This window comes from Natronococcus sp. (genome assembly GCF_047921035.1).
GTDB lineage: Archaea > Halobacteriota > Halobacteria > Halobacteriales > Natrialbaceae > Natronococcus.
In genome coordinates, this window is sequence record NZ_JBLRWX010000014.1 from 1 (window position 1) to 22,575 (window position 22,575).

The following is a 22,575-nucleotide window of genomic DNA, read 5'->3' on the forward strand; positions in this document are numbered from 1 at the left end:
CTTTCAGGTCCTGACCGATAAGAATCTCGAGGCGAGAGTATTCGCCCCATTCGACCGAGTACGACGTATTGCGGATATACGTCCGCAGTTCGCGGCCATCGTCTTGGTTGCCCCAGAAGCCGGGCTTGCCGTTGGCTTCGTCTTTCTCTCGGAGTGCGAAGAACGACCGCCACGCTTCGCGGTTCTTCCGTTCGATCTGTTGAACGGTCGACGCGCCGAGCGTCCCGCCGTACCGGCCGCGGTACTCGTCGATCTCCCAGACGTCGCCGTCCGGGTCGTCGAAGTTGGTTCGGCGCTGGTAATTGATTTCGTTCCAGAGTGCGGCTGAAGCGTCCAACAGTCGGCGAAGCAAGTCCTCGTCCGCGTCGGACTTCGGAACTACTTCGAACTCGTTGGTACGCTTCATCGCTACTTTTGTGTACGAGCGTAACTAACATAAATATACGGATTCTCGTAGATACTGTGTCGAACCACGTTAACATCGAAGTCCCTGACGACGAACAGTACGAGCGCATCAAACGCGTGAAGAACGAACACGGCCTGACGTGGCGCGGGATGTTGATCCACGCCGCCGACGACTTGGAGACTCCGACCGGGGAGTAATCAGTGATTTGCGTTGTCAAGTGACGTGATTCACGCCCGCCGTAAACGGTGGGACTCTCTCGCTGTTTTAGGTAGGGGAGACAGACTCTTTGCCCCCACCATCTTACGGGGCCGCATGAGCAACGAACCCGACGTGTCGACCGACGACCGCGAGTGGCGCGAGGAACTCACCGACGAGCAGTACCGTATCCTCCGCGAGGCCGGCACCGAGGCGCCGTTCAGCGGCGAGTACGTCGACCACAAGGAGGACGGCAGCTACGCCTGCGTGGGCTGTGGCGCCACCCTGTTCGACTCCGAGACGAAGTTCGACTCCGGCTGTGGATGGCCCAGCTTCTCGGACGTCGACGACGACCGTATCGACACCCGTCCCGACGACAGCCACGGGATGCAACGCACCGAGGTCCTGTGTGCCAACTGCGGTGGCCACCTCGGACACGTCTTCGACGACGGCCCCGAGCCGACCGGCAAACGGTACTGCATCAACTCGGCAGTCCTCGAGTTCGACGGCGAGTAGTCCGAAGCCGGCGGCGCCGCCCCGTCGAGGAGCCCCCGAAGCGAATGCAGGCACTACCCTTTTCGACCGCACGCTCCCACCACCGTCCATGTCGAGTGAACGACCGACCGCCGAGGAGCTACGACAGGGACTGACCGTCGAGATCGTACAGGAGGACCAGGACGTCCACTCCGAGGACACCGAGCCGCTGATCGGCGAGGTCGGCACCGTCTACGAGGACACCCCCGATGGACCTCGCGTCGAGCTGAAAAACGGCGTCGTCGGCCACGTCCAGTCGGTCGTCCACGACGAGTAGCTCTCGACGCTATTTTACCCCGGGCCGCTCGAGTTCGCCACGAGTAGTCGATGAGAGGATCACGCTGGCTCGAAGTGGGCCGCTACGTCGCTGCCGTCGCCCGAGAACGACAGATCAGCGTCAAGTCCGCGGGGCTGGCCTACCACGCGTTCAACACGCTGGTCCCGCTCGTCATCCTCGTGCTCGTGGGCGCGACGCTCGTCGACGCCCTCGAGCCGATCCTCGAGGGCGTCGCCGAGACGTTCGGCCTCGAGGACGCGCTGGCCGACGCGGATCTCGAGGAGGTAGCCGGCGACCGCGGCGACCGGATCCGCGCGGCGCTGCTCGCGCTCGCAATCTTGCTGTGGAGCGCTGCCCGCGCGTTCCAGGCGATAAACAGCGCGTTTACCGGCATCTACGGCTCTCGCGAGCACCAGTCGTACGTGGGGAGCGTGACGACCGTGACCCTCGTGACCGCGGTCAACACGCTGCTCGCGACCGTCACGATCGCGCTGGGCGTCGTTCTCGTCGGGGTCGTCGGGGTCAGCCTCCCGGTTCAGGCGGGCGGACTGCTCGCGGCGGTCGGGAGCGCGATCGGGCTCCTCGTTGCCCTCCCGCTGGTCTTTTTCCCGATGTACTACCTGTTCCCCCAGACGGACGTCTCGGTGCGGGAGGTGCTGCCGGGGACGGCGTTCGCCGCCGTCACCTGGGCGGCGCTGGCGGTCGGCTTTCGAATCTACATCGCGACCTCCGAGAGCGTCGCGCTGTTCGGGATCGCCGGTGCCATCTTGCTGATCCTAACGTGGGTCTACCTCGGCGCGCTCTGTCTGCTCGTCGGCGCCGTCGTCAACGCGGTGCTCGCCGGCCGCGTCGAGCCCGACGAGGAGTGGCTGCCGCCAAAAGAGCTCGAGTTGCCCGATCGCTGACTTCCACGGGATCGAACGCTGAACGGCTGCCGGTTCGTCGGACCGATACGTTCTCCCCGACGGGGACCGAAGCGACGACGAATGGCTTCCGTACGGACCCGCGGCGATTCCCGGCTGCTCGTCGTCGAGGCCGGCGCCGCGACGCCGATCGAGGATCGCGTTCGCGAACTCGAGCCGGGCGAGGTTCGCTCGGCCCCCGACGTCGGAACCGCACTCGAGACGCTGTCGTCGACCGAGATCGACTGCGTCGTCGCCGCGCAGCGACTCGACGGCGCGACGGGACTCGAACTGCTCGAGCGCCTCCGCGAGCGCGATCCGGTGGTGCCGGTCGTGCTCGTCCCCGAGGCGGGCGACGAGGGGCTCGCGAGCGCGGCGGTCGCCGCGGGGGTGACCGAGTACCTCCCGCGTCGCGACATCGACGAACTCGAGGCGACGCTCGACCGGGCGCTCTCGGCGGGAACCGCCGAGCGCCGGCGACGCGAGCGAGCCCGGCAGTTCGAGTCGATCTTCGCGGACCCCGACGCCTACTCGTGGATCCTCGAGCCCGACGGCCGGATCCGCCGGGTCAACGAGGTCGCACTCGAGGCGCTCGACGCCGGCCCCGACGAACTCGAGGGGTGTTCGTTCTCGTCGCTGGCGTGGTGGAACCCCGACGGAGCGATCCGTGAGGCGATCGATCGAGCTGCGGCGGGGACGATCGCCCGCCGGGAGCTCGAGGTGAGCCTCGACGCCGGGGGCGAAACGAAGCCCCGGACCCTCGACGTCACGGTGCGGCCGGTTCGGAACGAGGCCGGCGACGTCGTCTCGCTGTTCGCCCGTGCGGTCGACGTCACCGAGCGCGTCCGCCTCGAGACCGAGCTCCGCCGGTCCGAGGAGCTCCACCGGGTGACGCTCAACCACATGACCGACACCGTCCTCATCGCCGACGAGGAGGGGCGGTTCACCTATGTCTGTCCGAACGTCCACTTCATCTTCGGCTACACGGACGAGGAGATCCACGAGATGGGGACGATCGACGAACTCCTGGAGCGGGACCTGTTCGACCGGGAGGAGCTCGCCGCTGAGGGGGTGCTGACGAACATCGAGTGTACGGCGACCGACAAGGCGGGCCGGGAACATAGCCTGCTGGTCAACGTCCGCGAGGTGTCGATCCAGGACGGGACGATGCTCTACAGCTGTCGGGACATCACCACCCGGAAGCGTCGCGAGGAGGCGCTGACGGCGCTGCACGGCACCGCCCGCGAGCTGCTGTACGCAGAGACCGAGCCCGAGATCGCCGACCGGATCGTCGCCGACGCGACCGACGTCCTCGACCTCGAGGCCAGCGCGGCGTTACGATTCGACACCGACGAGAACCTGCTGCAGCCGGTGGCGGCCTCGCCGGGAATGGACCGACTCCACGGCCCCCTCCCGGCCAGACGGGCCAACGACGACAGCATCTCGGGGCAGGTCTTTCTTGCCGGCAAGGCGCAGTTCTTCGCCGACGTTCGGGAGTCGCCGACGCTGTCGGATCCGACCACGGAACTGCGGTCGGTGGGGTTCGTCCCGCTCGGCGACCACGGCGTCTTCGTCGTCGGCTCGCCGGAGGTCGACGCCTTCGACGAGGTCTCGCGGGAGCTGACCGAGCTGCTCGCGGCGACCGCGGAGGCCGCCCTCGACCGGGTCGAGCGCGAGCGGCGCCTGCGCGATCGGGACCGCGAACTCAAGCGACGGAACCAGCAGCTCACCCGCCTCAACCGGATAAACGAGATCATCCGAGAGATCGACGCCGCACTGGTCGGCGCCGAGACCCGCGAGGAGATCGAACGCGCCGTCTGCGAGCGGCTGACGGCGGCCGAGCGGTTCGCGTTCGCCTGGATCGGGACGGCCGACGCCGCCGGCGACATCCTCGAGTCGAGCGCCCACGACGGCAGCGGTCGGGGCCGGGAGTACCTCGACACCGTCTCGCTCTCGCTCGCCGAACCGACCGAACCCGCAGCGCGGACGGCGGCCAGCCGGGCGGTGACCGTCGTCCCGAACGTCGTCGAGGACCTCCACGACGAGCCGTGGCGGCGGGCCGCCCTCTCGCGGGACTACCAGTCGGCCATCGGCGTGCCCCTGGCGTACGACGAGTTCACCTACGGGGTGTTGACCGTCTACGCCGACCGACCCGACGCGTTCGACGACACCACCCGCGCGGTGCTGGCGGAACTCGGCGAGACCATCGCCGCCGCGATCGCCGCGGTCGAGCGCAAGCGCGCGCTGCTGTCGGACTCGCGGACCCGCCTCGAGTTCGACGTCGCCGACGAGGAGTTCGTCTTCGCGCGTCTGGCCCGCCAGCTCGACTGCGTGCTCTCCTTCGACGGCGGCGTTCGCCAGCACGAGGGAACCGTCGCGGTGTTCGTCACCGTCGACGGCGCCCCTGCAGCCGACGTCGCGGCGGCTGCGGCCGACCTCGTCGCCGTCGAGAGCGCCCAGGCCGTCGGCGACGGCGACGGATCGACGGTGTTGCTTGAGCTCTCGCGGCCGTTCCTGGCACTTCGGCTCGCCGACCACGGGATCGTTCTACGCCGGCTCGAGGCGACACCCGAGACCACGCGGCTGGTCGTCGACGTGCCGAGCAGCGTCGACCCCGCCGCCAGCGCCGACGTCGTCGCGAACGCCTTCTCCGACGTCGAGCTTCGCTCGAAGCGAACCGTCGATCGAACGGCGCCGCGGGACCTGCGCTCGGAGCTGCTTGAGCGACTGACCGATCGCCAGCTCGAGGTGGTCCAGATGGCCTACTACGGCGGCTACTTCGAGTCGCCCCGAGAGCGCTCCGGGGCGGAGATCGCCGAAACGCTCGGCATCTCCTCGGCGGCGTTCTACCGCCACGTGCAGCGGGTACAGCGGACGCTCTTTACCGTGCTGCTCGAGGAGATCGGCCTTCCGGCGGCGCCGTCTGTGGGGGTTGAATAGTGAACCCACTCCGAGGCAAGGGGCTAGCTATCTGACGAACACGCTCAACCTAATATCCCTTTTATTGTTAGTATACGAGCTCGACCGAACCGCTCGTCACACCTACCATGAAAGACGTCAAACTCGATCCGAGCGAGGAATCGACATACGAGTGTTTCGGCTGCGGGACCGTCGTCAGGGCGACGGCACCCGAGTCCTGTCCCCGCTGCGGATCGGACATGCGAAATCGGGCCACGCCGCTCGAGTGAGCGAGGGGACCGCTACCGGCCCTCGAGGAACTCGATCGCCTCCTCGTCGGTGACCTGGCCGAAGTCGCGGTAGAACTGGCCGACCGCCCGAAAGTTCCCCGGAGTGACGAGTGCGACCACCACGTCGGCCTCCGCCTCGAGAGCGGTGACGGTCTCGGGCGACCCGACCGGAACCGCGAGCGTGAGGGCCGCGGCGCCGGCCTCGCGGACCTGTCGGAGACAGGCGATCGCGGTCGCCCCGGTCGCGACCCCGTCGTCGACGACGACCACCCGTTTTCCCGCGAGGTCGGGCAGCGACTCGCCCCCTCGGTACCGAGCGGCTTTCCGTCGCGCGTTCTCGGCTTCCCGTTCGCGGACGTCCTCGAGGTACGACTCCGGGACACCCAGCCGATCGACGAGGTCGTCGTTCAGCCAGACGCTGCCGTCGCTTGCGACCGCACCGATCGCCAGTTCGGGGTTCGTCGGCGCGCCCAGCTTCCGGGCGACGACGACGTCCAGGTCGGCCTCGAGCGCGTCCGCGACGGGGCGTGCAACCGGGAGTGCGCCGCGGGGGATGCCGAGGACGACGTCGGCCTCGGTTCCGCGATCTTCGAGTTCGGCCGCGAGTCGGTCGCCGGCGTCGGATCGATTCGCGAACATACCGACCGTACGACGCCCACGTACTACGTCTTGTTGTCACACGGATTGACCGGACGAGGGAGACCGGAAGACGCCTGCCCAACGGCTACCCGACTGCCGCCGAACGGGAACGTATGGGACGACTACAGCGGACGCTCTCGAACGTCACCGAGGAATCAGGGACGGACAACGGCTGTATCGGTATCGTCGCCGGTAGCGTCGACTACCCCAATCAGCCCGCGCTCGTCGGTCGGGCCGCGCTCCGAACCGGCTCCGACCACGTGCGAACCGTCGTTACCGAGGAAATTTACGAGATCGTCGCGAGCCACGAGCCGAACCTGCTCGCCAGCAAGTACGAGGGCGAGCGCTTCGACGCGGTCGCCGTCGAGCGCGTCGTCGAGGTGGGCGAGTGGGCCGACGCGATGGTGATCGGTCCCGGGTTCGCCGACGCCGAGCCCGACGCGATCCGCGAGGCGATCGATCGAATCGACGTCCCGGTCGTCGTCGACGCGATCGCGATCGAACCCGCGCTCGAGGCTGATCTCTCGAAGGCGGTGTTGACCCCCAACGAATCGGAGGAGGACGTCATCTCCGAGTCCTACGAGTCCCTCGAAGCCTTCACCAGAGAGACGGGCGCCGTTCTGACGTTTACCGGCGGGGTCGACGAGATCATCGCCGGCGGCGAGCGAACGGAAAACGACACCGGGACCTCGGCGCTGACCGTCGCCGGGACGGGCGACACGCTGGCCGGCATCACCGCCTCCCTGCTCGGACAGGGGATGGACCGCGAGAACGCCGCCGAACTCGGCGCCTGGATCCTCGGCAAGAGCGGAGAACTCGCGACGGCCGAGCACGGTCCCGGGGTCCTCGCGACGGACGTCATCGATCGGATTCCGGACACGACTCGCTGATCGGCGCCGTTCCGGAACCAGGCTTTTGCCGCCTCGCACTCGACTCGAGGACGTCATGCTCGACTCGAGCCCCCAGCGGGAACCGGAGGAGATCTCTCACCCCTTCGTCGCGGCAGTCTACGACACCGTCGTCCCTGACCGCCTACTGTTCAGGACCCACCGCGAGTACCTGACCGCGGACCTCTCGGGTCGCGTCCTCGATATCGGGGCCGGAACGGGGGCGAACTTTCCGTACGTCGCCGGCGACGGGATCGACTATCAGGCGATCGAGCCCGATCCGCACATGCGCCGGCAGGCGGCCGAGAAGGCCCGCGAGGTCGGCTGCGAGGTCACGCTGCGGGACGCCCGCGCCGAGTCGTTACCGTACGCCGACGACAGCGTCGACGTCGTCCTCTCGAGTCTGGTCTTCTGTACGATCGCCGACCCCGACCGCGCGCTCGAGGAGGTCGCCCGCGTGCTGAAGCCGGGCGGCGAGTTGCGCTTTCTCGAGCACGTCAGGGCCGACGGCTGGCGCGAACGGGGCCAGGAGCTGCTGAACCCCCTCTGGAGCCGCGCCGCGGGCGGCTGTCAGCTCACCCGGGACACCGTCGAGCGGTTCGTCTGCCACGACGCCTTCGCCGTCGAGGCGGTCGAACGCGTTGGGGTCGGGATCTTTCCCGCAACGCCGATCGTCCGCGGGCGGCTCCGGCGACGTCGCGACGGACTCCGCGGCTAAGTGCGAGCCAGCTTTATTGCGACAGAACCCTGCCGTAGAGCCATGACCGACGACAGGCTGCGAATGACGCCGGGACCCACCGCGGTTCCCGAGCGAATCCGGCAGGCGATGGGGGAGCCGACGCCGAATCCGGACCTCGAGCCGGAGTTCTTCGAGTTCTACCGGTCGCTGACCGACAAGCTCGAGACCGTCTACCGGGCGGGCGACGAGACGGGCGGCGACGACCGGGACGTCGTCGTCCTCGGGGGCGAGGGGATCCTCGGCCTCGAGGCGGCGGTCGCCTCGCTGGTCGGCCCCGGGGATCGGGTGCTCTGTCTCTCGAACGGGCTCTACGGCGACGGCTTCACCGACTTCGTCGAGAACTACGGCGGCGAGGCGGTCGTCAGCGAGGTGCCCTGGCGCGAGACCCTCGACGGCAACGTCGTCGCGGACGTCCTCGACAGGGACGGCGAGTTCGACGTCGCGACGATGGTTCACTGCGAGACGCCGACGGGGTCGCTGAACGATCTCGAGGGGATCCTCGACGGCCTCGACGACCACGGCGTGCTCTCGATCGTCGACGCGGTCTCCTCGCTGGGCGGGACGCCGGTCCCGACCGGGAAGATCGACGTCTGTCTCGGCGCGAGCCAGAAGTGTCTCAGCGCGCCGCCGGGACTTGCCACCTGTGCCGTCAGCGACCGTGCCTGGAAGCGCATGGAGGGAGTCGACAACCCGTCGCTGTACGCCGACCTCGGCCCCTGGCGGACGGCCGCCGACGAGGAGTGGTTTCCCTACACGCACCTCTCGTCGAACCTCTACGGGCTCGACGCCGCCGTCGACCTGCTGCTCGAGGAGGGGCTCGGGGACGTCTTCGCGCGCCACGAGGCGGCCGCGGCGACGTGTCGGTCCCGCGCGGCCGACCTCGGCCTCGAGACGTACCCGACTAGCGAGGCCGACTGCTCGCCGACCATCACTGCGCTCGCGGTCGAGGGTCGGGCGACGGAACTCCAGCGGGCGATGCTCGAGGAGCACGATATCCTGCTGGCGACGGGGCTTGGCGACCTCGAGGACGACGTTCTCCGGATCGGCCACATGGGCCACAACGCCCGGATCGACCGCGTCGAGCGAACGATGGACGCCCTCGCGGACGTCCTCGAGTGAACGGGCGAGCGGTCCCGCGAGCGATCGATTCACGGGGGCCCGTTTCCCGAACCCGGAGCCTGCAGGTGGAACCGTTTCCAAGGAACCGCCTCTATACCGACGTATGGACGAACCCGACACGGAACCGACCGAAAAGCCGACCGACGACAGGCAGGAGGCCCAGCGAGAGGGGAAGTGGATGGCTCGCAACTGGATCGGCATCGCCGTCGTCTCGATACTCACGTTGGTCCTGCTGGCTCTCGGGATGATGCAGGCGACCGGTCTCGTGGACGTCTTCGCCCCGGTCGCCGACTCCGAAACCGGACAGTGGGCCGCCTTCGGCGTGCTCGCGCTCGTCGTGATCGCGCTGGCCGGCTGGAGCTGGCGCGCCATCGTGAGCTAACCTCGACTCTTCTCCCGACCGCGGATCTGATATGCCGTTCCATGACACGCTGGCGCCGGACAGAAACCCGTTTAGGCGTCGCCGCACCAGACCAGTCAATGAGTTACCGGATCGGACTCGTCGGCAAACCCTCCGTCGGCAAGTCCTCCTTCTTCAACGCCGCGACGATGAACGACGTCCCCGAGGGGGCCTACCCGTTCACGACCATCGACCCCAGCGTCGGCGAGGCCTACGTCCGCGTCGACTGCGCCGCCCCGGAGTTCGACGAGGAGTGTACCCCGTCGGTCGGCTACTGCGACGACGGGACCCGCTTCGTCCCGACGAAACTCGTCGACGTCGCCGGGCTGATCCCCGGCGCCCACGAGGGGAACGGACTTGGCAACCAGTTTCTCACCGACCTCAACGAGACCGACGTGCTGGTCCACGTCGTCGACTTCTCGGGCGAGACCGACCTCGAGGGCGAGCCCACCGAGGGCCACGACCCCCGCGACGACATCGACTTCCTCGAGGAAGAGCTCGACCAGTGGTACCTGGGCATCCTCGAGAAGGGGATCAACAGGTACGAGTCGGGCTACACCACCGAGGACGACGCCATCGAGGAAGAGCTCGCCGAGCAGATGAGCGCGTTCAAGACCAACGAGGACGAGATCAAGCGACTAGTTCGCAGGGTCGGGATCGGCTTCGAGCCCGCCGAGTGGGACGCCGACGACAGGCTCGAACTCGCCCGCGAGATCCGCACGGAGACCAAGCCGATGCTGATCGCGGCGAACAAGATGGACACGCCGGAGGCCCAGGAAAACTACGAGGAGATCGCGAACGATCCCGACTACGACCACCTGACGATCGTTCCCTGTAGCGCCCACGCCGAGAAGGCCCTGAAGTCCGCCGACAAGGCCGGCGTCGTCGACTACCGACCCGGCGACGACGAGTTCGACATTACGGGAGACGTCTCGAGCGAGCAGGAACAGGGCCTCGAGGAGATCCGCGACTTCCTCGATCGGTACGGCGCGACGGGCGTCCAGGCGGCCCTCGAATCGGCGTTGTTCGACGTCCTCGGGGTCGTCCCGGTCTTTCCGGGCGGCGCCAACGGGCTCGGCAACGAGCGTGGCGAGGTCCTTCCGGACTGCTATCTGATCCCGCCGAACTCGACTGCCGAGGGGTTCGCCTACAGCCTCCACTCCGATATCGGCGACGGCTTCCTCCACGCCATCGACTGTCGGTCGAACCGCCAGCTCGGCAAGGACTACGCGGTCGAATCGCGGGACGTCCTCGAGGTCATCACGACGAACTGATCAGCGACCCCAGGCGAGCCGGTCGCCGATCGAGCCGAGCCTGTCGGCGACCCCCGAGAGCCAGGCGCCCGGGGAGAGGCGCCTGAGTTCGTCCTCGTCGACCTCGATGCGGGCCTCGCCGTAGGGGTCGCGCTCGGCTCGTTCTTCGTCGTCGCGGTCGGCGTTCGCCGCCTCGAGCGCGGTCGAGACCCCGCAGCGACCGCAGGACTCTCGTTCCTTGGCCATGCGTGAGACACGTCCTCGAGCAACTAAAGCGTACCCGCCCGTCGATGCCGACGGGCTTTTGCCCTCGCCGTGGTATCTCCAACCATGGATACCGACGGGCCGCCGGAGTCCGACCTCGAGGAGCCGGCGGGCGAACGCCCGGCGGAGGTTCCCGACTGGGACGACGAGTACGTCGACCGGGTGAGCGACCGACTGCTGCACAACTACGACCTCGAGAAGGAGTACCGGCTCGAGGGCGAGCGCTTCACGCTGTACGGCCGGATGGAGCTGCGGAGTCAGAAACACTTCCTCCACCCCTCGATCTCGATCGGCGAGCACGGCTCGACCGAGTACCTGTTCGTGCGACGGGTCGAAGGCGTCGACGACCGGACGCTCGACCGGTTCGTCGACCTGGGCGAGCGCCTGGCCGACGAGTGGATCGACACCGACGAGGAACACTTCTCGACGGACTTCACGTTCGTCGCCGTCGCGCCGTCGATCCCCGAGGCCGTCCGCGAGCGCGTCGCCGGCTTCGACGGCAGAACCCTCCTGAAGTTCGGCTACAACGGCCACTACGAGATCAACCTCGTCGTCGCCGCGCCCGACGACGAGGAGCTGGTCGCAAGCGAGAACGCCGACGTCGCGACCGCCTTCCGCCTCTGGGAGCCGATCGAGCACGAGGAGCCGGGTTTTCTCGACCTGGTCTCGAGGCGGCTACAGCTGTAGTCGTCGCCGACAGTACGGTCGATACTCTCGAACCACCGTCTACCGAGCGACGCCGCTGGTGGATCGCGAAACGAAAAACGTGGCCCGCGAGATCAGTCGTCGTCGGCGCCGACGTCGGCCGCGACGCCGTCGTCGCTCTCCTCGAGGGCCTGCAGGTTGTCGTAGCCGATCTTGAACAGCGACACCGCGAGCCAGAGGAGGATGGCGATGATGATCAGTTGGGCGACGGCCGACGCCTGCCCGAGCAGTTGGGTCTCCGCCTCGGCCGTTATGCCGAGCAGCCGCCCGGCGAAGATCTGGTAGAGGCCGACCCAGAGCAGACCGATGGTCGTGATGATCCCCATCAGCGCCATCGGACCACCCGTCGAGACCAGCTGCTTGGACCGGTCCCAGTTCGCGAGCCAGACGGTGCCGGTGAGCAGCGCCAGCGCGGCCAGCAGCTGGTTCGCGCCGCCGAACAGCGTCCAGAGGTCCTCCCACCGACCGCTACCGAGCAGGAAGAACGCGACGACCGCGATGATCGTCGTGTTGACGTAGCGGCTCGCCGCGTAGGACTCGATCTGGGTCTCCGGCGTGCCGACGATCTCCTCGACCATGTACCGTCCCAGTCGGACGGCCGTGTCCATGCTCGTCAGCAGGAAGCTCGCGAGCACGAGCGCCATAAAGGGCGCGGCGTACTGGAAGGGAATCCCCAGGGTAGTGAGGATCGCCCCGCCGCCGGTCGCGAAGTTCGGCAGCGCGAGTCCGATCCCGCCGTCAGCGGCGGGGATCGCCATGACCGCCACGGCACAGAGCGCGACCGCTGCCAGCAGTCCCTCCGCCAGCATCCCGCCGTAGCCGATCAGCTTGGCGTCGCTTTCCTTGTTCAGCTGCTTCGAGGTCGTCCCCGAGGAAACCAGCGAGTGGAAACCGCTGATGGTTCCACACGCGATGGTGAGGAAGAGCAGCGGGAACAGCGGCATCAGCGGGATGAGCCCCTCGGCCGCGAGGGGACCGCCCTCGCCGAAGAAACCGTACCAGGCGCCGATCGCGATGTCGAGGTCCAGTTGCGCGCCCGTCTCGGGATGGACCGCGTCGGTCCCCATTCCCGTCATCAGGGTGCCGACGATGACCGCCAGCAGCCCGCCGCCGACCCCCGTGTACAGCAGGAACGACGAGAGGTAGTCCCGCGGCTGGAGCAACATCCACACCGGCAGGACGCTCGCGGCGCCGCCGTAGACGAGCATCACCAGCACCCAGGCGCCGATGTTGGCGCTCTCGAGCAGCGCCGGAATAAAGGCCGGTGCCGAGTCGAGCAACACGATCGTTCCTTCGGGGTAGCCGCCGGCCTCGGCGGGCGGGACGAGCGCGACCGGGTACTGGATACCGATCCAGACCGACACGAAAACGCCCGAGACGAAGACGACGGTCCCGACCGAGAACGGCAGCCCGAGCTGGTAGAGCCAGACTCCGAACAGTAACGCGAGCGTGATGTAGATGATACTCGCCGTCGCAGCCTGCGGGTAGGCGTCCAGCACGACCCCGATGACCAGCGCGAACACCGCCACGACGAGGATCGTCAGCAGGAACGCGAACCACAGCAGCATGTTCTTTCCGCGCTCCCCGACGTACTGGCCGATGATGTAGCCGATCGACTTCCCCTCGTGGCGCAGGCTACTCGACAGCGAGACGAAGTCGTGGACCGCCCCCATCAGCGGGTTCCCGATCGCGACCCACAGCACGGCCGGAACCCACCCCCAGATCAGCGCGGCCGTGATCGGCCCGACCACGGGCGCGCCGCCCGCGATACTCGAGTAGTGATGTCCCAACAGCACCGGCTTCTTCGCCGGTACGTACTCCTGTCCGTCTCGATACTTGTGTGCTGGCGTCTCCCGACTGTCGTCGAGCCCCACGAACTGCGACAGGTACCGCCCGTACACGAGGTACGAGACGGTAAACGTCGTCAACACCAGCGCCACGATCCAAATTACACTTACCATGGTATCCGTTCCCGATCGGGTGCTTGCACGGAGGCACTATAAATATAATTCATTGGGTTCAGATCGCGGAGAACAGCAGCAAATTGCGACACGTTTGTGGAGGATTTTACCCAATAAAGGTGAAAAATCCGACACGTGGGCGACGAAAGGGGGTCGCCGGTCCCCGTCAGCACCGCTCACTCGGTTCGCGCGCGCTCGCCCGCGCTCGCGCCGACGTCGATCTCGAGGTCGGCCGCGACGTCCTCGAGCAGGCTCCCACGGACCTCCTCGACGCGGGTCTCGATGGTGGCCACCACGGGCGCGTCGAGGTCGTCCTCGATGCGCTCGAGGCGGTCGCGCTCGGTCGCCACCCGCTGGCGGAGGTAGCGCGCGCCTCGTCCCTCCTCGTGGGACTCGGGCTCGGGCGTCAGCCGGTTGACCACGAGCCCCCGAACCGGCAGCTCCGCCTCCGCGAGGGTCTCGAGCGAGCGCTCGGTCTCCCGGATCGAGAGCTCGTCGGGGTTCATCACCAGGTAGAACCCGGCGTTCCCGCGCAGCGTCTCCCCCGCAAACTCGAACCGTTCCTTGCGCTCTCGCAGCCGCGCGAGGATCGGATCGCCGTCCATCACCCGTCGGGGCTCCTGGTTGCCGATCGCGGCCTTCTCGTAGAGGTCGATGCTGCGTTCGCGTTTGTGCATCAGCCGCTCGATCCAGCGCTCGAGTAGCTCCGGCAGGGCCAGCAGCCGCAGCGTCGACCCCGTCGGCGAGGTGTCGAAGACCACGCGGTCGTAGGGTTCGGCCGATCGCATCACGTCGACGAAGCGATCGAACAGCGCGGCCTCGTAGGCCCCCGGCGTCTGGTGGGCCATCTCGAGTTGCACGTCGACCTCGTTGACCATCGCCGCCGACAGCTGCGAGTTCAGCTGGCGTTTCAGCCCCTGCAGGTGGTCCTGGACCTCCCGTTCGGGATCGATCTCGAGCGCCGAGAGCCCGTCGTACCCCTCCACCGGACGGGGCTCGTCGCCAAAGTCCTGGTCGAAGACGTCGGCCGTGCTGTGGGCCGGATCCGTCGAGACGAGCAGCGTCTCGAGCCCGGCGTCGAGACACTCGAGGGCGTACGCGCTCGAGACGGTCGTCTTGCCGACCCCGCCCTTCCCGCCGAAGAAGACGAACTCGGTCATCAGAAGTGGTACTGGTGGCCCTTGCGCTCGATCACCGATCCCCGGTCCCACAGGCGTCGCTGCCAGGCCTCGTACTCGTCCTCGAGGTACGGCAGCAGTTCGGCTGTGTAGTACGACACCGGGCTCGGGATGCCGAAGGCGTCGGGGAAACACGCCAGCATGAACGCGTCCTCCTGATCCTCGGCCTCGGCCTCGACCTTCTCGTAGGCCGGGTGAGCGATCATCCCGTGGTAGAGCCCCCGGAGCCACTCCTCGAGGGTTTCCCGGAACCGTTCGATCCGCTCGGCGAGTGTCATCGTCAGTCATGCTCGGGGCTCGAGGCTAAAAGGTGTCGTGCTCCCGTCGTCCTCGAGCCGACGCACCTTAGTCGCCGAGTTCCAACACACCCGTATGTCATCGATTCCCGTCACCGTCCTCTCGGGGAGTCTCGGCGCCGGCAAGACGACGCTGCTCAACCACCTGCTTCGCAACGCCGGCGACCGCGAACTCGCGGTCCTGGTCAACGATATGGGCGAGGTCAACGTCGACGCCGAACTCGTCGCGGAGGGGTCGGATCTCGACGCCGGCGGCGTCGCCGAACTCTCGAACGGCTGTATCTGCTGTGAGCTCCAGGACGACCTCGAGACGGCGGTCGTCCGTCTGGCCCGCGAGCGGGCGTTCGACCACCTGATCGTCGAGTCCTCGGGGATCTCAGAGCCCGAGCCCGTCGCCCGACTCTTTACCACCAGCTCGCGGGTCGCCGCCCGCTACGAGCTCGATGCGCTCGTGACGGTGCTCGACACTCGACTCTTCCTCGACGCCTTCGCGGGCGAGGACGTCCCCGAGCGGCGCACCGACCCCGACGAGGACGACCGCCCCCTCTCGGACCTGCTGATCGAGCAGCTCGAGGTCGCGAACCTCGTCCTGCTCAACAAGGCCGACCTCTGCGAGCCCGACGAACTCGAGGAGGCCGAGGCGCTGGTCCGGGCGCTCCGTCCCGACGCCGAGCTGCGCAGAACGGAGTTCAGCGCGATCGATCCCGACGAACTCCTCGGGGTCGACCTGTTCGATCCCGGGCAGTTGGGCGAGGGCGCAGGGTGGCAGCGCGCGCTCGAGGACGACGAGGGTGAGGACAAGAGTGGGAGGGCCGAAGCCGGCGAACCCGGCCACGATCACGACGGGCACGGGCACGGACACGACCACGACGAGAACCACCGCGACCACCGCCACCCGGACGAGGTCTACGGCGTCGACTCGCTGACGTTCCGGGAGCGTCGCCCGGTCCACCCCGAGCGCTTCGCCGCGTTCCTCCGGGAGCTACCCGACAATGTCGTCCGATCGAAGGGCGTTGCGTGGATCGCCGGCAGCGACGCGAGGGTCGATCTCTCCCAGGCCGGGCCCTCGGTCCGGGCGACGAGCGAGGGTCCCTGGATCGCCGCGCTCCCGGAGGTACAACGCGACCTCTACCGGTCGAACCGCCCCGACCTCGAGTGGCACGGCGAGCACGGCGACCGCCGGACCGAGCTCGTGTTCATCGGGACCGACCTCGAGGACGAAGCGCTGCGCTCGCAGCTCCGGGACTGTCTGGTCACCGACGAAGAGTGGGAGCGGGCGGAAGCGCTCGAGAGCCCCTTCCCCGACGCGGACGACGAACCGGTCGTCGTTCGCGAACCGTAGAACGCGTCGGCCATCGCCTCGCGGGCTCTAAAACGCGTCGGCCATCGCCTCGAGCGCGCGCTCGAGTTCGCCCTTACGCTTCCAGGCGGCGATCCGATCGCCGAACGGGAGCGGGGCCGCGAGCGAGACCGACGACCGAAACGTGACTTCGGTGCCGCCCCCGCGCTCGTCGAACTCGAGCCACGTCTCCATGTGGTCGAACGGGCCCTGTTCGCCCTCCTGGGTGTAGTAGAGCGCGTCGTCGCGGTACTCGAATCGCAGCGGGAGCCGCATGCCGGGTCCGCTGGCGACGACGATCGTCGCGTCGCCGTCCTCGCGGACGTGCTCGACCGTGAAGCTCCCCTCAGCCTCGACGATCGCCGGGGGATCGAACCGCGAGGAGAGTTCGACCGCCGTCGCGTCGATCCGTCGGGAGACCGTGACTTCCCGCATACGCTACCGTTCGCCGGAGCCGGCATAAGTGTCGGGCTCGCCGGCCGACGGAAACGGCTAAGTGAGCCACGTTCGCCTACTCGGTATGGCCGATCCCGACGCCGACCGGGACGGGTTCCGCGAGGGGCTCGAGTCCTCCCGGGGCGATCCGCGCGCGCTGCTCGTTCTCAACGCGGTGCTGTCGCTGCTGTTCGGCTGGATGATCGTCGCGGGCGCGGCGGTCGTCGGGCTGGTCGAGGTCAGCGTCACGACCGTGGTCGCGGTCGCCGCCGGGCTGTTCGTGCTCACGCTCGTGATGACGCGGCCGTGATCGATCCCGCCGCTTGGCCCGTCAGGACCCGCGAAACCGACGCACCCACAGCGCTTGCAGTGGGACGATCAGGATCGGTGTCAGAAACGCTGCCGGAAGGCTAACCAGCGAGACGCCGATCGAGAGGAGGAAGACCGCCGGCCCGATCAGCCCCCGGATCGCGACGGCGCGGCCGACCCGCGGCGTGATCTCGTCGGTCGTGAACCCGCGACGGTAGGCATACCACCAGAGCGCCGTCAGCGAGAGGCCGACGAGCGCGAGGTTAGCCGCGTACAGCGTCCAGGCGAACTGCGTCCCGTAGATGCCGACTAACTCCGTGGGGAACGGGACGAACGAGACGAACAGCAAAAAGAGGAGGTTGCCGTACAGCAGCCCGCGGTCGTGGCGCTCGATCCGTTCGAAGAGGTTGTGGTGGACGATCCAGTAGATTCCGACGACGCCGAACGACAGCAGATAGCTGAACAGCAGCGTCTCCTGATCGGCGAGCGCCGCCGGAAGCTCGGTGGCCGCGTGATCCGCGGGGACGTCGGGAATCTGGAACTGCAGGACCAGTAGCGTCAGCACGATTGCGAACAGCCCGTCGCTCAGCCCGTCGATTCGGTCCGTGTCCTCGCCCTCGAGGAGGCGAACGGTCGGCATACTCTCGGAGACACCGTGGACGAGCATAACCGATCGTCCCGAACTCGGTGACTGCAACGTGGCCCTCCCTTTAGGCCCCTCGGGGTGGTGTACACAGCATGCCACGACGGCTTTCTCGAGCGAATCTGACGGATACGCTGCTCCGCGACTGCAGACGACTGCTCCTCTCGGCTCGAGGGCGGTTTTTCACGCGGCCGAAACCGCCCGAGCCGGCGCTGCTCGTCTCCCTGTCGTCGTCCGAGGCCGAACGGCTGCTCGGCGAACGCCACTTCGCGCCGAACTGGGACATGTCCTTCGCGTACTTCGGGGAGGTCTGCAATCTCCGCCGCGTCGAGTGCGTCGCCGACCACCCGAGCGGCTACGAGTGGTGGCAGGTCCACGTCCGGGGGTATCACCACCCGGAGGGACTCGAGTTGACCGCCCACTTCGAGACCGATCCGAGCGAGTCGCCGGACGCCCACGTCGACCGGGTGGGAATCGATATCGACCGCGGACTCGAGGAGCTTCGATCGGTATTGGAGGCGAGCGACGTCCCCTACCGGTCGCTCGAGTCGGACGAAGTCGCCGCCCTCGGGTAGCTCGACGCTGCGACCGGAGCCGACAGGTACTCACGAACCCGGCGACACTGTGGGAACAACGAATGCGGAACGCCCTCCCCGACTACCGGCCCACGAAACCCGAACTCGCCGTCTTCGTCTCGGGGGTCACCAGCATGGGCCTCGAGATCCTCGCGGTGCGGATCGTCGCGCCACAGTTCGGCAGCCACATCTACACCGTCGGCGGGATCCTGACGGTGTTGCTCGCCGCGTTGAGCCTGGGCTACTGGCAGGGCGGGAAGCGGGCGGCGGCGGCGACCACTCGCGAAATGTCCTGGCTCATGCTCGCGACGGCGGTGTACGTCGCGGTGGTGATCTACGCCAGCGACTTCCTGCTCGCGTACACGTCGACGCTCGCGATCCCGCCCCGGTACGCCTCGCTGCCGTCCGTTATCATCCTCTTCGGCCCGCCGACGTACCTGCTGGGGTTCATCAGCCCCTACGCCGCGGAGCTCTCCCGGAAACGAGGGATCGGCGAGGCCTCCGGCCACGTCTACGCGCTCGGCACGATCGGGAGCATCCTCGGCTCCGGCGCGACGACCTTCGTCCTGATTCCCTCCCTCAGCATCGCCCAAATTGGGCTGCTGTTCGGCCTGATGCTGGTCGCGACCGCGCTCGCGCTCACGCTGCCGTCGCTCCCGCGGAATCCGACGGTCGCGAGCGTCGTCGTCGTCCTGTTGCTCGTCACCGCCGCCGGCGGCGGCCCCGTGGCCTTCGACCACCGCGGCGACGTCGTCCACGAGAGCCAGACGCCCCACCAGCACCTCGAGGTCGTCGACGATAGCGAGGACATCCGGACGATGTACCTCGACGGGGCCCACCACAGCGCGGTGGACCTCGAGGACCCCGATCGGCACGTCTTCGCCTACACGAGGTACTTCCACCTGCCGATGCTGATGGTCGACGACCCCGCCGAGGTCGACGACGTCCTCTTCATCGGCGGGGGCGGCTACACCGGGCCGCAGGACTTCGAGGACCGGTACGACGTCGACGTCGACGTCGTCGAGATCGATCCCGAAGTCACCGACGCTGCGGAGGCGTACTTCGGCCTCGAGCACGGTCCGACCATGACCAGCCACGCCGAGGACGGCCGGCAGTTCCTCCAGAGCAACGACGAGGAGTACGACCTGATCGTCCTCGACGCCTACAAGCAGGATCAGGTGCCGTTTCACATGACGACCGAGGAGTTCATGGAACTCGCTGCCGATCGGCTGACCGACGACGGCGTCCTGCTGGCGAACGTCGTCTCCTCGCCGAGCGGCTCGGCTTCGGAGTTCTACCGCGCGGAGCACGCGACGATGGAGCAGGCGTTCCCGGAAGTGTACAGCTTCCGCACCTCCGACGAGAACTCGGTCCAGAACGTCCAGCTCGTCGCGACGAAAAACGACGAGGAACTCTCGCAGGACGACCTCGAGGCTCGAAACGACGAGCGCGATATAGGGGTCGACCTGACCGACGAGATCGACCACTACATGGACGATCCTGCCACCGACGACGTCCCCGTCCTGCGGGACGACCGGGCGCCCGTCGACAGCCTGCTCGACCCGATGCTCGGCCAGCGCTACGTCATCGAGGAGACCGAGTCCTCGGAGCCGACGACGGCAAACCCCGCCGTCGTCGCGGGAGCGAGGTAGACGCCGATCGCCGAAAGCGGTAGAGGAACGATAGGGCTCGGGAGCGACGTAGCGGTATGGCAGACGGGACTGCGGAGTTCGACTTCCGCGTGATCGGATCGTAGTCGGGACTGGACGGGGCAGACGACCACGGCGGTCACCACCACCACGGCCACGACGGTCATCACGAACACGGTCACGACCGCGAGTGACTGCTCGAAACGCCGACGCGTAGCCCCCTCGAGTGCCACAAACGATATCCGGACCGTTCCCGTTGACGTGAACGATGGCGACGGAATCGGAGACGGCGTCGCGACGGGCGAAGCTCGGACTGGCCGGAGCGGCGAGTCTCTGCTGTCTCGGCCCCGGAGCGACCGCCGTCTCCGGCGGCACCCTCGCGTACGGGCTGGCCGCCGGCGGCGCCCAGCTGCTCGTCACCGCGCTCGCGCTCGGCGTCGTCGCGCTGATCGTTCGACGCCGGCGCTGTTCGACCTGTCGCGACTAGCGGTCCGCTCGTCGTGTGCCACAACGGACGCCACCGAAACGCTGCGTCTCACAGCTCGGCGAGGACCGAGTCCGCGGCCTCGAGGTACGACTCGAGGTGGCCCTCGTCGTGGGCGAACGAAAGGTGATGGCGCTTGTATGGGTTCGGCGTAAAGAACTGTTCGCGATCGCGCATCCCCGCCGCGAACGCGCGGAAGCGCTCCTCGTCGAGTCCGAGGACGTCCTCGTAGGTTCGCGGTTCGCCGTCCACGCCGAACTGCACGCTGAAGATGCTCCGGTGGCCGACGACCCGGCCCGCCACGCCGTGATCCTCGAGCAGTTCGCCCAGGCCGTCGCGGTAGCGGTCGCCGAGGGCCGTGAGATACCCCTGGACGTCCTCGTCGACGATCGTATCGATCGTCTCGCGGGCGGCGGCGAGCCCCGGCAGGCTGCCCGAGTACGTCCCGCTGATGACGACGCCGGACTCGTTGTCGCCGCCCGCCTGCGCGAGCAGGTCCGCCCGGCCGCCGACGGCCGCCACGGGGTAGCCGTTACCCAGCGCCTTCGCGACGCAGGTGAGATCCGGCGTCACGCCGAACTCCGCCTGCACGCCGCGGGGCGAGTGGCGAAACCCGCTGATGACCTCGTCGAACACGAGCGGGACGTCGTGGCTCTCGGTCACCTCGCGCAGTCGATCCAGAAACGCCGGTTCCGGGAGCAGACAGCCAACGGAGTGGGGGATCGGCTCGAGGATGACGGCCGCGAGGTCGTCGCCGTGCTCACGGAAGACGTCCTCGAGCGCGCCGGGATCGTTGAACGGCGCGACCAGCGTGTTCTCGACGGCCGCCGGGAGCATCCCGTCGGATTCGGGGTAGCGTTCGCCGACGCGGTCGGCGGGCGGGTAGACGCTGACGTCGACGTAGTCGTGCCAGCCGTGGTAACACCCCTCGAACTTCAGTATCTTCTCGTTTCCGGTGGCGGCCCGCGCGAGCCGAATCGCGTGGTAGGTCGCCTCGCTGCCGCTGTTACAGAAGTTCACCATCTCGATACTGGGGACGAGATCGACGAGGCGCTCGGCGACATCGACCTCGAGGGGCGTCGTGCCCGCGCCGTACAACACGCCGTCGTCGATGGCCGCTCGAGCCGCCTCGTCGACGCCGTCGTGTGCGTGGCCGAGGACGATCGGTCCGAACCCGAGGTGGTAGTCGGTGTACTGCTCGCCCGAAACCGTCCGCAGCGTGGCGCCCGACGCCGAGTCGAAGGCGACGTCGCCGGTCTCGTAGGCTTGCGCTCGGAGCCCCGTCTGTGCGCCGCCGGGGATGAGTTCGCGTGCGCGGTCGACGAGTGCGTCCATCGCGGTATCGTCTGAATCCTTCATCGTCACGTCGTCTTTCGGGAGTGCAGTTAGCCGTTGTTGGTCGCGTCGAATCGTCCGTGAGACGTCCGTCGCCGGAGTCGGTCGTACGATAGAGTCGACTTACAGTATTCCGGCAGGAACTCGAGCCTCTGCTCGAGAAGCTCGTCGCTCTCGAGTTCAGCACGATCCCTCATCCGTCCGCTCCCGGCTCGATCGCACACCGCTCGGGGTGTCCCGCTCGCCCCAGGAAAAACGCCAGGAGGGCGAGCCCGCCGAGCTGTAGCAACGTCCCGTCGTAGGGCAGCAGCGTCAGCGCGCCAGCGAACCCCAGAAAGCCGAGCAGCCCGGCGCCACAGCTCGCACAGCCCGACGCGAGGAGACCGGGAACCACGCCGGAGAGGTCGGTCAGGCTCGAGAGCCCGACAAGGCGGAGCTGCGCGGCGGCGTTGACGACCGCGACGCCCGTCAGCAGGGCGTAGAGGCCGACGATCGCGAGTCCCGAGAGGCCGTCCGTGCGGTAAATCGTCTCGGTGAGCAAGACGAGGACGTCGTCGAACCAGTGGAGCCCGTCGCCGAGCATCTGCAGCGTGAACTCGGGCATCGTGCTGCCGACGAGCAGGACGTACGTGGCGAGCGCGACGAGGACCAGCCCGGCCGTCCCCCGCCAGCTCTCGAAGGGGTAGACCATCGCCTCGGAGAGGTTCCGGACGAAGCGGGCAACTCGATCGCCGCGGCTCACGACGCGCTCACCCCGCTGCTCGTCGGGACGCTCGCGGAACTGTGGCCCGAAGTCGCCGTTCGGGGCTCGCTCGAGTACACTGATCGAACGCACGGGCGCCGACGGCAAATTATCGCTCCCG

The 22,575-nt window shown here is 67.8% G+C and carries 26 protein-coding genes and 1 pseudogene; 17 read left to right on the forward strand and 10 right to left on the reverse strand.

Annotated elements, in window-relative coordinates; all coding sequences use genetic code 11:
* Positions 1-406 (reverse strand): annotated as a pseudogene (locus ACNA7R_RS04755) (IS200/IS605 family transposon protein TnpB); the annotation flags it as partial.
* A 56-nt stretch (positions 407-462) separates the two neighbouring features.
* Between ACNA7R_RS04755 and ACNA7R_RS04760 the strand changes: the two are divergent.
* From ACNA7R_RS04760 to ACNA7R_RS04785, 6 genes are all read left to right on the forward strand, one after another.
* Positions 463-603, forward strand: a complete 141-nt coding sequence (locus ACNA7R_RS04760; protein WP_254533689.1) for a hypothetical protein — start codon at positions 463-465, stop codon at positions 601-603.
* Between the two features lie 115 nt (positions 604-718).
* Positions 719-1,117 (forward strand): peptide-methionine (R)-S-oxide reductase MsrB, encoded by a 399-nt coding sequence (gene msrB / locus ACNA7R_RS04765; RefSeq protein WP_416282409.1) that lies wholly within the window; start codon positions 719-721, stop codon positions 1,115-1,117.
* A gap of 88 nt (positions 1,118-1,205) precedes the next feature.
* A complete protein-coding gene (locus ACNA7R_RS04770) occupies positions 1,206-1,412 on the forward strand; it encodes a YwbE family protein (RefSeq protein ID WP_015321160.1) in 207 nt (68 codons plus the stop codon).
* Positions 1,413-1,462: 50 nt separating this feature from the next.
* Positions 1,463-2,317 carry a YihY/virulence factor BrkB family protein gene (locus ACNA7R_RS04775; RefSeq protein ID WP_416282410.1) on the forward strand — a complete coding sequence of 285 codons (855 nt, stop codon included), beginning with the start codon at positions 1,463-1,465 and terminating at the stop codon, positions 2,315-2,317.
* A gap of 81 nt (positions 2,318-2,398) precedes the next feature.
* Positions 2,399-5,254: a bacterio-opsin activator domain-containing protein gene (locus ACNA7R_RS04780; RefSeq protein WP_416282411.1), complete on the forward strand. Its 2,856-nt coding sequence runs from the start codon at positions 2,399-2,401 to the stop codon at positions 5,252-5,254.
* A gap of 107 nt (positions 5,255-5,361) precedes the next feature.
* Positions 5,362-5,502: a rubrerythrin-like domain-containing protein gene (locus ACNA7R_RS04785; protein ID WP_416282412.1), complete on the forward strand. Its 141-nt coding sequence runs from the start codon at positions 5,362-5,364 to the stop codon at positions 5,500-5,502.
* Positions 5,503-5,514: 12 nt separating this feature from the next.
* Here the strand turns inward: ACNA7R_RS04785 and ACNA7R_RS04790 are convergent, their stop codons facing one another.
* Entirely contained in the window at positions 5,515-6,141 is a 627-nt protein-coding gene (locus tag ACNA7R_RS04790; RefSeq protein ID WP_416282413.1) for a phosphoribosyltransferase, read from the reverse strand.
* A 113-nt stretch (positions 6,142-6,254) separates the two neighbouring features.
* Here ACNA7R_RS04790 and ACNA7R_RS04795 point away from each other — a divergent pair, with 113 nt between their 5' ends.
* From ACNA7R_RS04795 to ACNA7R_RS04815, 5 genes are all read left to right on the forward strand, one after another.
* Positions 6,255-7,031, forward strand: coding sequence for an NAD(P)H-hydrate dehydratase (locus ACNA7R_RS04795; RefSeq protein ID WP_416282415.1), 777 nt, complete (start codon positions 6,255-6,257; stop codon positions 7,029-7,031).
* A 55-nt stretch (positions 7,032-7,086) separates the two neighbouring features.
* Entirely contained in the window at positions 7,087-7,746 is a 660-nt protein-coding gene (locus tag ACNA7R_RS04800) for a class I SAM-dependent methyltransferase (protein WP_416282416.1), read from the forward strand.
* Positions 7,747-7,788: 42 nt separating this feature from the next.
* Positions 7,789-8,886 (forward strand): pyridoxal-phosphate-dependent aminotransferase family protein, encoded by a 1,098-nt coding sequence (locus ACNA7R_RS04805; RefSeq protein ID WP_416282417.1) that lies wholly within the window; start codon positions 7,789-7,791, stop codon positions 8,884-8,886.
* Between the two features lie 103 nt (positions 8,887-8,989).
* A complete protein-coding gene (locus tag ACNA7R_RS04810) occupies positions 8,990-9,268 on the forward strand; it encodes a hypothetical protein (RefSeq protein ID WP_416282418.1) in 279 nt (92 codons plus the stop codon).
* A 98-nt stretch (positions 9,269-9,366) separates the two neighbouring features.
* Positions 9,367-10,560 carry a redox-regulated ATPase YchF gene (locus tag ACNA7R_RS04815; RefSeq protein ID WP_416282419.1) on the forward strand — a complete coding sequence of 398 codons (1,194 nt, stop codon included), beginning with the start codon at positions 9,367-9,369 and terminating at the stop codon, positions 10,558-10,560.
* Here the strand turns inward: ACNA7R_RS04815 and ACNA7R_RS04820 are convergent, their stop codons facing one another.
* Complete coding sequence (locus ACNA7R_RS04820; RefSeq protein ID WP_416282420.1) at positions 10,561-10,785, reverse strand: hypothetical protein; 225 nt, start codon at positions 10,783-10,785, stop codon at positions 10,561-10,563.
* 84 nt (positions 10,786-10,869) lie between these two features.
* Between ACNA7R_RS04820 and ACNA7R_RS04825 the strand changes: the two genes are divergently transcribed.
* Positions 10,870-11,490, forward strand: coding sequence for a hypothetical protein (locus ACNA7R_RS04825; protein WP_416282421.1), 621 nt, complete (start codon positions 10,870-10,872; stop codon positions 11,488-11,490).
* Positions 11,491-11,582: 92 nt separating this feature from the next.
* On the opposite strand, the gene ACNA7R_RS04830 is transcribed toward ACNA7R_RS04825, so the two are convergent.
* From ACNA7R_RS04830 to ACNA7R_RS04840, 3 genes are all read right to left on the reverse strand, one after another.
* Complete coding sequence (locus ACNA7R_RS04830; RefSeq protein WP_416282422.1) at positions 11,583-13,469, reverse strand: carbon starvation protein A; 1,887 nt, start codon at positions 13,467-13,469, stop codon at positions 11,583-11,585.
* Between the two features lie 176 nt (positions 13,470-13,645).
* Positions 13,646-14,629 (reverse strand): ArsA family ATPase, encoded by a 984-nt coding sequence (locus ACNA7R_RS04835; RefSeq protein ID WP_416282423.1) that lies wholly within the window; start codon positions 14,627-14,629, stop codon positions 13,646-13,648.
* On the reverse strand, positions 14,629-14,925 hold the full coding sequence (locus ACNA7R_RS04840) for a hypothetical protein (protein ID WP_416282424.1): 297 nt from the start codon (positions 14,923-14,925) through the stop codon (positions 14,629-14,631). The genes ACNA7R_RS04835 and ACNA7R_RS04840 overlap by 1 nt, the downstream gene beginning before the upstream one ends.
* 94 nt (positions 14,926-15,019) lie before the next feature.
* Between ACNA7R_RS04840 and ACNA7R_RS04845 the strand changes: the two genes are divergently transcribed.
* Positions 15,020-16,285 (forward strand): CobW family GTP-binding protein, encoded by a 1,266-nt coding sequence (locus tag ACNA7R_RS04845; protein ID WP_416282426.1) that lies wholly within the window; start codon positions 15,020-15,022, stop codon positions 16,283-16,285.
* 27 nt (positions 16,286-16,312) lie between these two features.
* Here ACNA7R_RS04845 and ACNA7R_RS04850 read toward each other — a convergent pair whose 3' ends face one another.
* Positions 16,313-16,717 carry an SRPBCC family protein gene (locus ACNA7R_RS04850; RefSeq protein ID WP_416282427.1) on the reverse strand — a complete coding sequence of 135 codons (405 nt, stop codon included), beginning with the start codon at positions 16,715-16,717 and terminating at the stop codon, positions 16,313-16,315.
* A gap of 85 nt (positions 16,718-16,802) precedes the next feature.
* Here ACNA7R_RS04850 and ACNA7R_RS04855 point away from each other — a divergent pair, with 85 nt between their 5' ends.
* Entirely contained in the window at positions 16,803-17,027 is a 225-nt protein-coding gene (locus ACNA7R_RS04855) for a hypothetical protein (RefSeq protein WP_416282428.1), read from the forward strand.
* A gap of 21 nt (positions 17,028-17,048) precedes the next feature.
* On the opposite strand, the gene ACNA7R_RS04860 is transcribed toward ACNA7R_RS04855, so the two are convergent.
* Positions 17,049-17,666, reverse strand: coding sequence for a TMEM175 family protein (locus ACNA7R_RS04860; RefSeq protein ID WP_416282429.1), 618 nt, complete (start codon positions 17,664-17,666; stop codon positions 17,049-17,051).
* Between the two features lie 98 nt (positions 17,667-17,764).
* Here ACNA7R_RS04860 and ACNA7R_RS04865 point away from each other — a divergent pair, with 98 nt between their 5' ends.
* The 3 genes from ACNA7R_RS04865 to ACNA7R_RS04875 all read left to right on the forward strand — a co-directional run bounded on the left by ACNA7R_RS04865 (position 17,765) and on the right by ACNA7R_RS04875 (position 20,380).
* On the forward strand, positions 17,765-18,244 hold the full coding sequence (locus ACNA7R_RS04865; RefSeq protein WP_416282430.1) for a hypothetical protein: 480 nt from the start codon (positions 17,765-17,767) through the stop codon (positions 18,242-18,244).
* 62 nt (positions 18,245-18,306) lie between these two features.
* A complete protein-coding gene (locus ACNA7R_RS04870; protein WP_416282431.1) occupies positions 18,307-19,896 on the forward strand; it encodes a spermidine synthase in 1,590 nt (529 codons plus the stop codon).
* Positions 19,897-20,161: 265 nt separating this feature from the next.
* A complete protein-coding gene (locus ACNA7R_RS04875) occupies positions 20,162-20,380 on the forward strand; it encodes a hypothetical protein (RefSeq protein WP_416282432.1) in 219 nt (72 codons plus the stop codon).
* 48 nt (positions 20,381-20,428) lie between these two features.
* Here the strand turns inward: ACNA7R_RS04875 and ACNA7R_RS04880 are convergent, their stop codons facing one another.
* Entirely contained in the window at positions 20,429-21,736 is a 1,308-nt protein-coding gene (locus tag ACNA7R_RS04880) for an aspartate aminotransferase family protein (RefSeq protein WP_416282433.1), read from the reverse strand.
* Between the two features lie 169 nt (positions 21,737-21,905).
* Entirely contained in the window at positions 21,906-22,403 is a 498-nt protein-coding gene (locus ACNA7R_RS04885) for a hypothetical protein (protein ID WP_416282466.1), read from the reverse strand.
* Between the last annotated feature and the right edge of the window lie 172 nt (positions 22,404-22,575).

What these genes read in the sequence shown, in the direction of transcription:
- ACNA7R_RS04865 (WP_416282430.1), top strand. Translation starts at nt 17,765, where the DNA reads ATGCCACGACGGCTTTCTCGAGCGAATCTGACGGATACGCTGCTCCGC.
- ACNA7R_RS04835 (WP_416282423.1), bottom strand. Translation starts at nt 14,629, where the DNA reads ATGACCGAGTTCGTCTTCTTCGGCGGGAAGGGCGGGGTCGGCAAGACG.
- ACNA7R_RS04855 (WP_416282428.1), top strand. Translation starts at nt 16,803, where the DNA reads ATGGCCGATCCCGACGCCGACCGGGACGGGTTCCGCGAGGGGCTCGAG.
- ACNA7R_RS04840 (WP_416282424.1), bottom strand. Translation starts at nt 14,925, where the DNA reads ATGACACTCGCCGAGCGGATCGAACGGTTCCGGGAAACCCTCGAGGAG.
- ACNA7R_RS04775 (WP_416282410.1), top strand. Translation starts at nt 1,463, where the DNA reads ATGAGAGGATCACGCTGGCTCGAAGTGGGCCGCTACGTCGCTGCCGTC.
- ACNA7R_RS04875 (WP_416282432.1), top strand. Translation starts at nt 20,162, where the DNA reads ATGGCGACGGAATCGGAGACGGCGTCGCGACGGGCGAAGCTCGGACTG.
- ACNA7R_RS04785 (WP_416282412.1), top strand. Translation starts at nt 5,362, where the DNA reads ATGAAAGACGTCAAACTCGATCCGAGCGAGGAATCGACATACGAGTGT.
- ACNA7R_RS04800 (WP_416282416.1), top strand. Translation starts at nt 7,087, where the DNA reads ATGCTCGACTCGAGCCCCCAGCGGGAACCGGAGGAGATCTCTCACCCC.
- ACNA7R_RS04820 (WP_416282420.1), bottom strand. Translation starts at nt 10,785, where the DNA reads ATGGCCAAGGAACGAGAGTCCTGCGGTCGCTGCGGGGTCTCGACCGCG.
- ACNA7R_RS04850 (WP_416282427.1), bottom strand. Translation starts at nt 16,717, where the DNA reads ATGCGGGAAGTCACGGTCTCCCGACGGATCGACGCGACGGCGGTCGAA.
- ACNA7R_RS04810 (WP_416282418.1), top strand. Translation starts at nt 8,990, where the DNA reads ATGGACGAACCCGACACGGAACCGACCGAAAAGCCGACCGACGACAGG.
- ACNA7R_RS04880 (WP_416282433.1), bottom strand. Translation starts at nt 21,736, where the DNA reads ATGAAGGATTCAGACGATACCGCGATGGACGCACTCGTCGACCGCGCA.
- ACNA7R_RS04770 (WP_015321160.1), top strand. Translation starts at nt 1,206, where the DNA reads ATGTCGAGTGAACGACCGACCGCCGAGGAGCTACGACAGGGACTGACC.
- ACNA7R_RS04885 (WP_416282466.1), bottom strand. Translation starts at nt 22,403, where the DNA reads ATGGTCTACCCCTTCGAGAGCTGGCGGGGGACGGCCGGGCTGGTCCTC.
- ACNA7R_RS04805 (WP_416282417.1), top strand. Translation starts at nt 7,789, where the DNA reads ATGACCGACGACAGGCTGCGAATGACGCCGGGACCCACCGCGGTTCCC.
- ACNA7R_RS04860 (WP_416282429.1), bottom strand. Translation starts at nt 17,666, where the DNA reads ATGCCGACCGTTCGCCTCCTCGAGGGCGAGGACACGGACCGAATCGAC.
- ACNA7R_RS04825 (WP_416282421.1), top strand. Translation starts at nt 10,870, where the DNA reads ATGGATACCGACGGGCCGCCGGAGTCCGACCTCGAGGAGCCGGCGGGC.
- ACNA7R_RS04780 (WP_416282411.1), top strand. Translation starts at nt 2,399, where the DNA reads ATGGCTTCCGTACGGACCCGCGGCGATTCCCGGCTGCTCGTCGTCGAG.
- ACNA7R_RS04845 (WP_416282426.1), top strand. Translation starts at nt 15,020, where the DNA reads ATGTCATCGATTCCCGTCACCGTCCTCTCGGGGAGTCTCGGCGCCGGC.
- ACNA7R_RS04815 (WP_416282419.1), top strand. Translation starts at nt 9,367, where the DNA reads ATGAGTTACCGGATCGGACTCGTCGGCAAACCCTCCGTCGGCAAGTCC.
- ACNA7R_RS04795 (WP_416282415.1), top strand. Translation starts at nt 6,255, where the DNA reads ATGGGACGACTACAGCGGACGCTCTCGAACGTCACCGAGGAATCAGGG.
- ACNA7R_RS04870 (WP_416282431.1), top strand. Translation starts at nt 18,307, where the DNA reads ATGCGGAACGCCCTCCCCGACTACCGGCCCACGAAACCCGAACTCGCC.
- ACNA7R_RS04830 (WP_416282422.1), bottom strand. Translation starts at nt 13,469, where the DNA reads ATGGTAAGTGTAATTTGGATCGTGGCGCTGGTGTTGACGACGTTTACC.
- msrB (WP_416282409.1), top strand. Translation starts at nt 719, where the DNA reads ATGAGCAACGAACCCGACGTGTCGACCGACGACCGCGAGTGGCGCGAG.
- ACNA7R_RS04790 (WP_416282413.1), bottom strand. Translation starts at nt 6,141, where the DNA reads ATGTTCGCGAATCGATCCGACGCCGGCGACCGACTCGCGGCCGAACTC.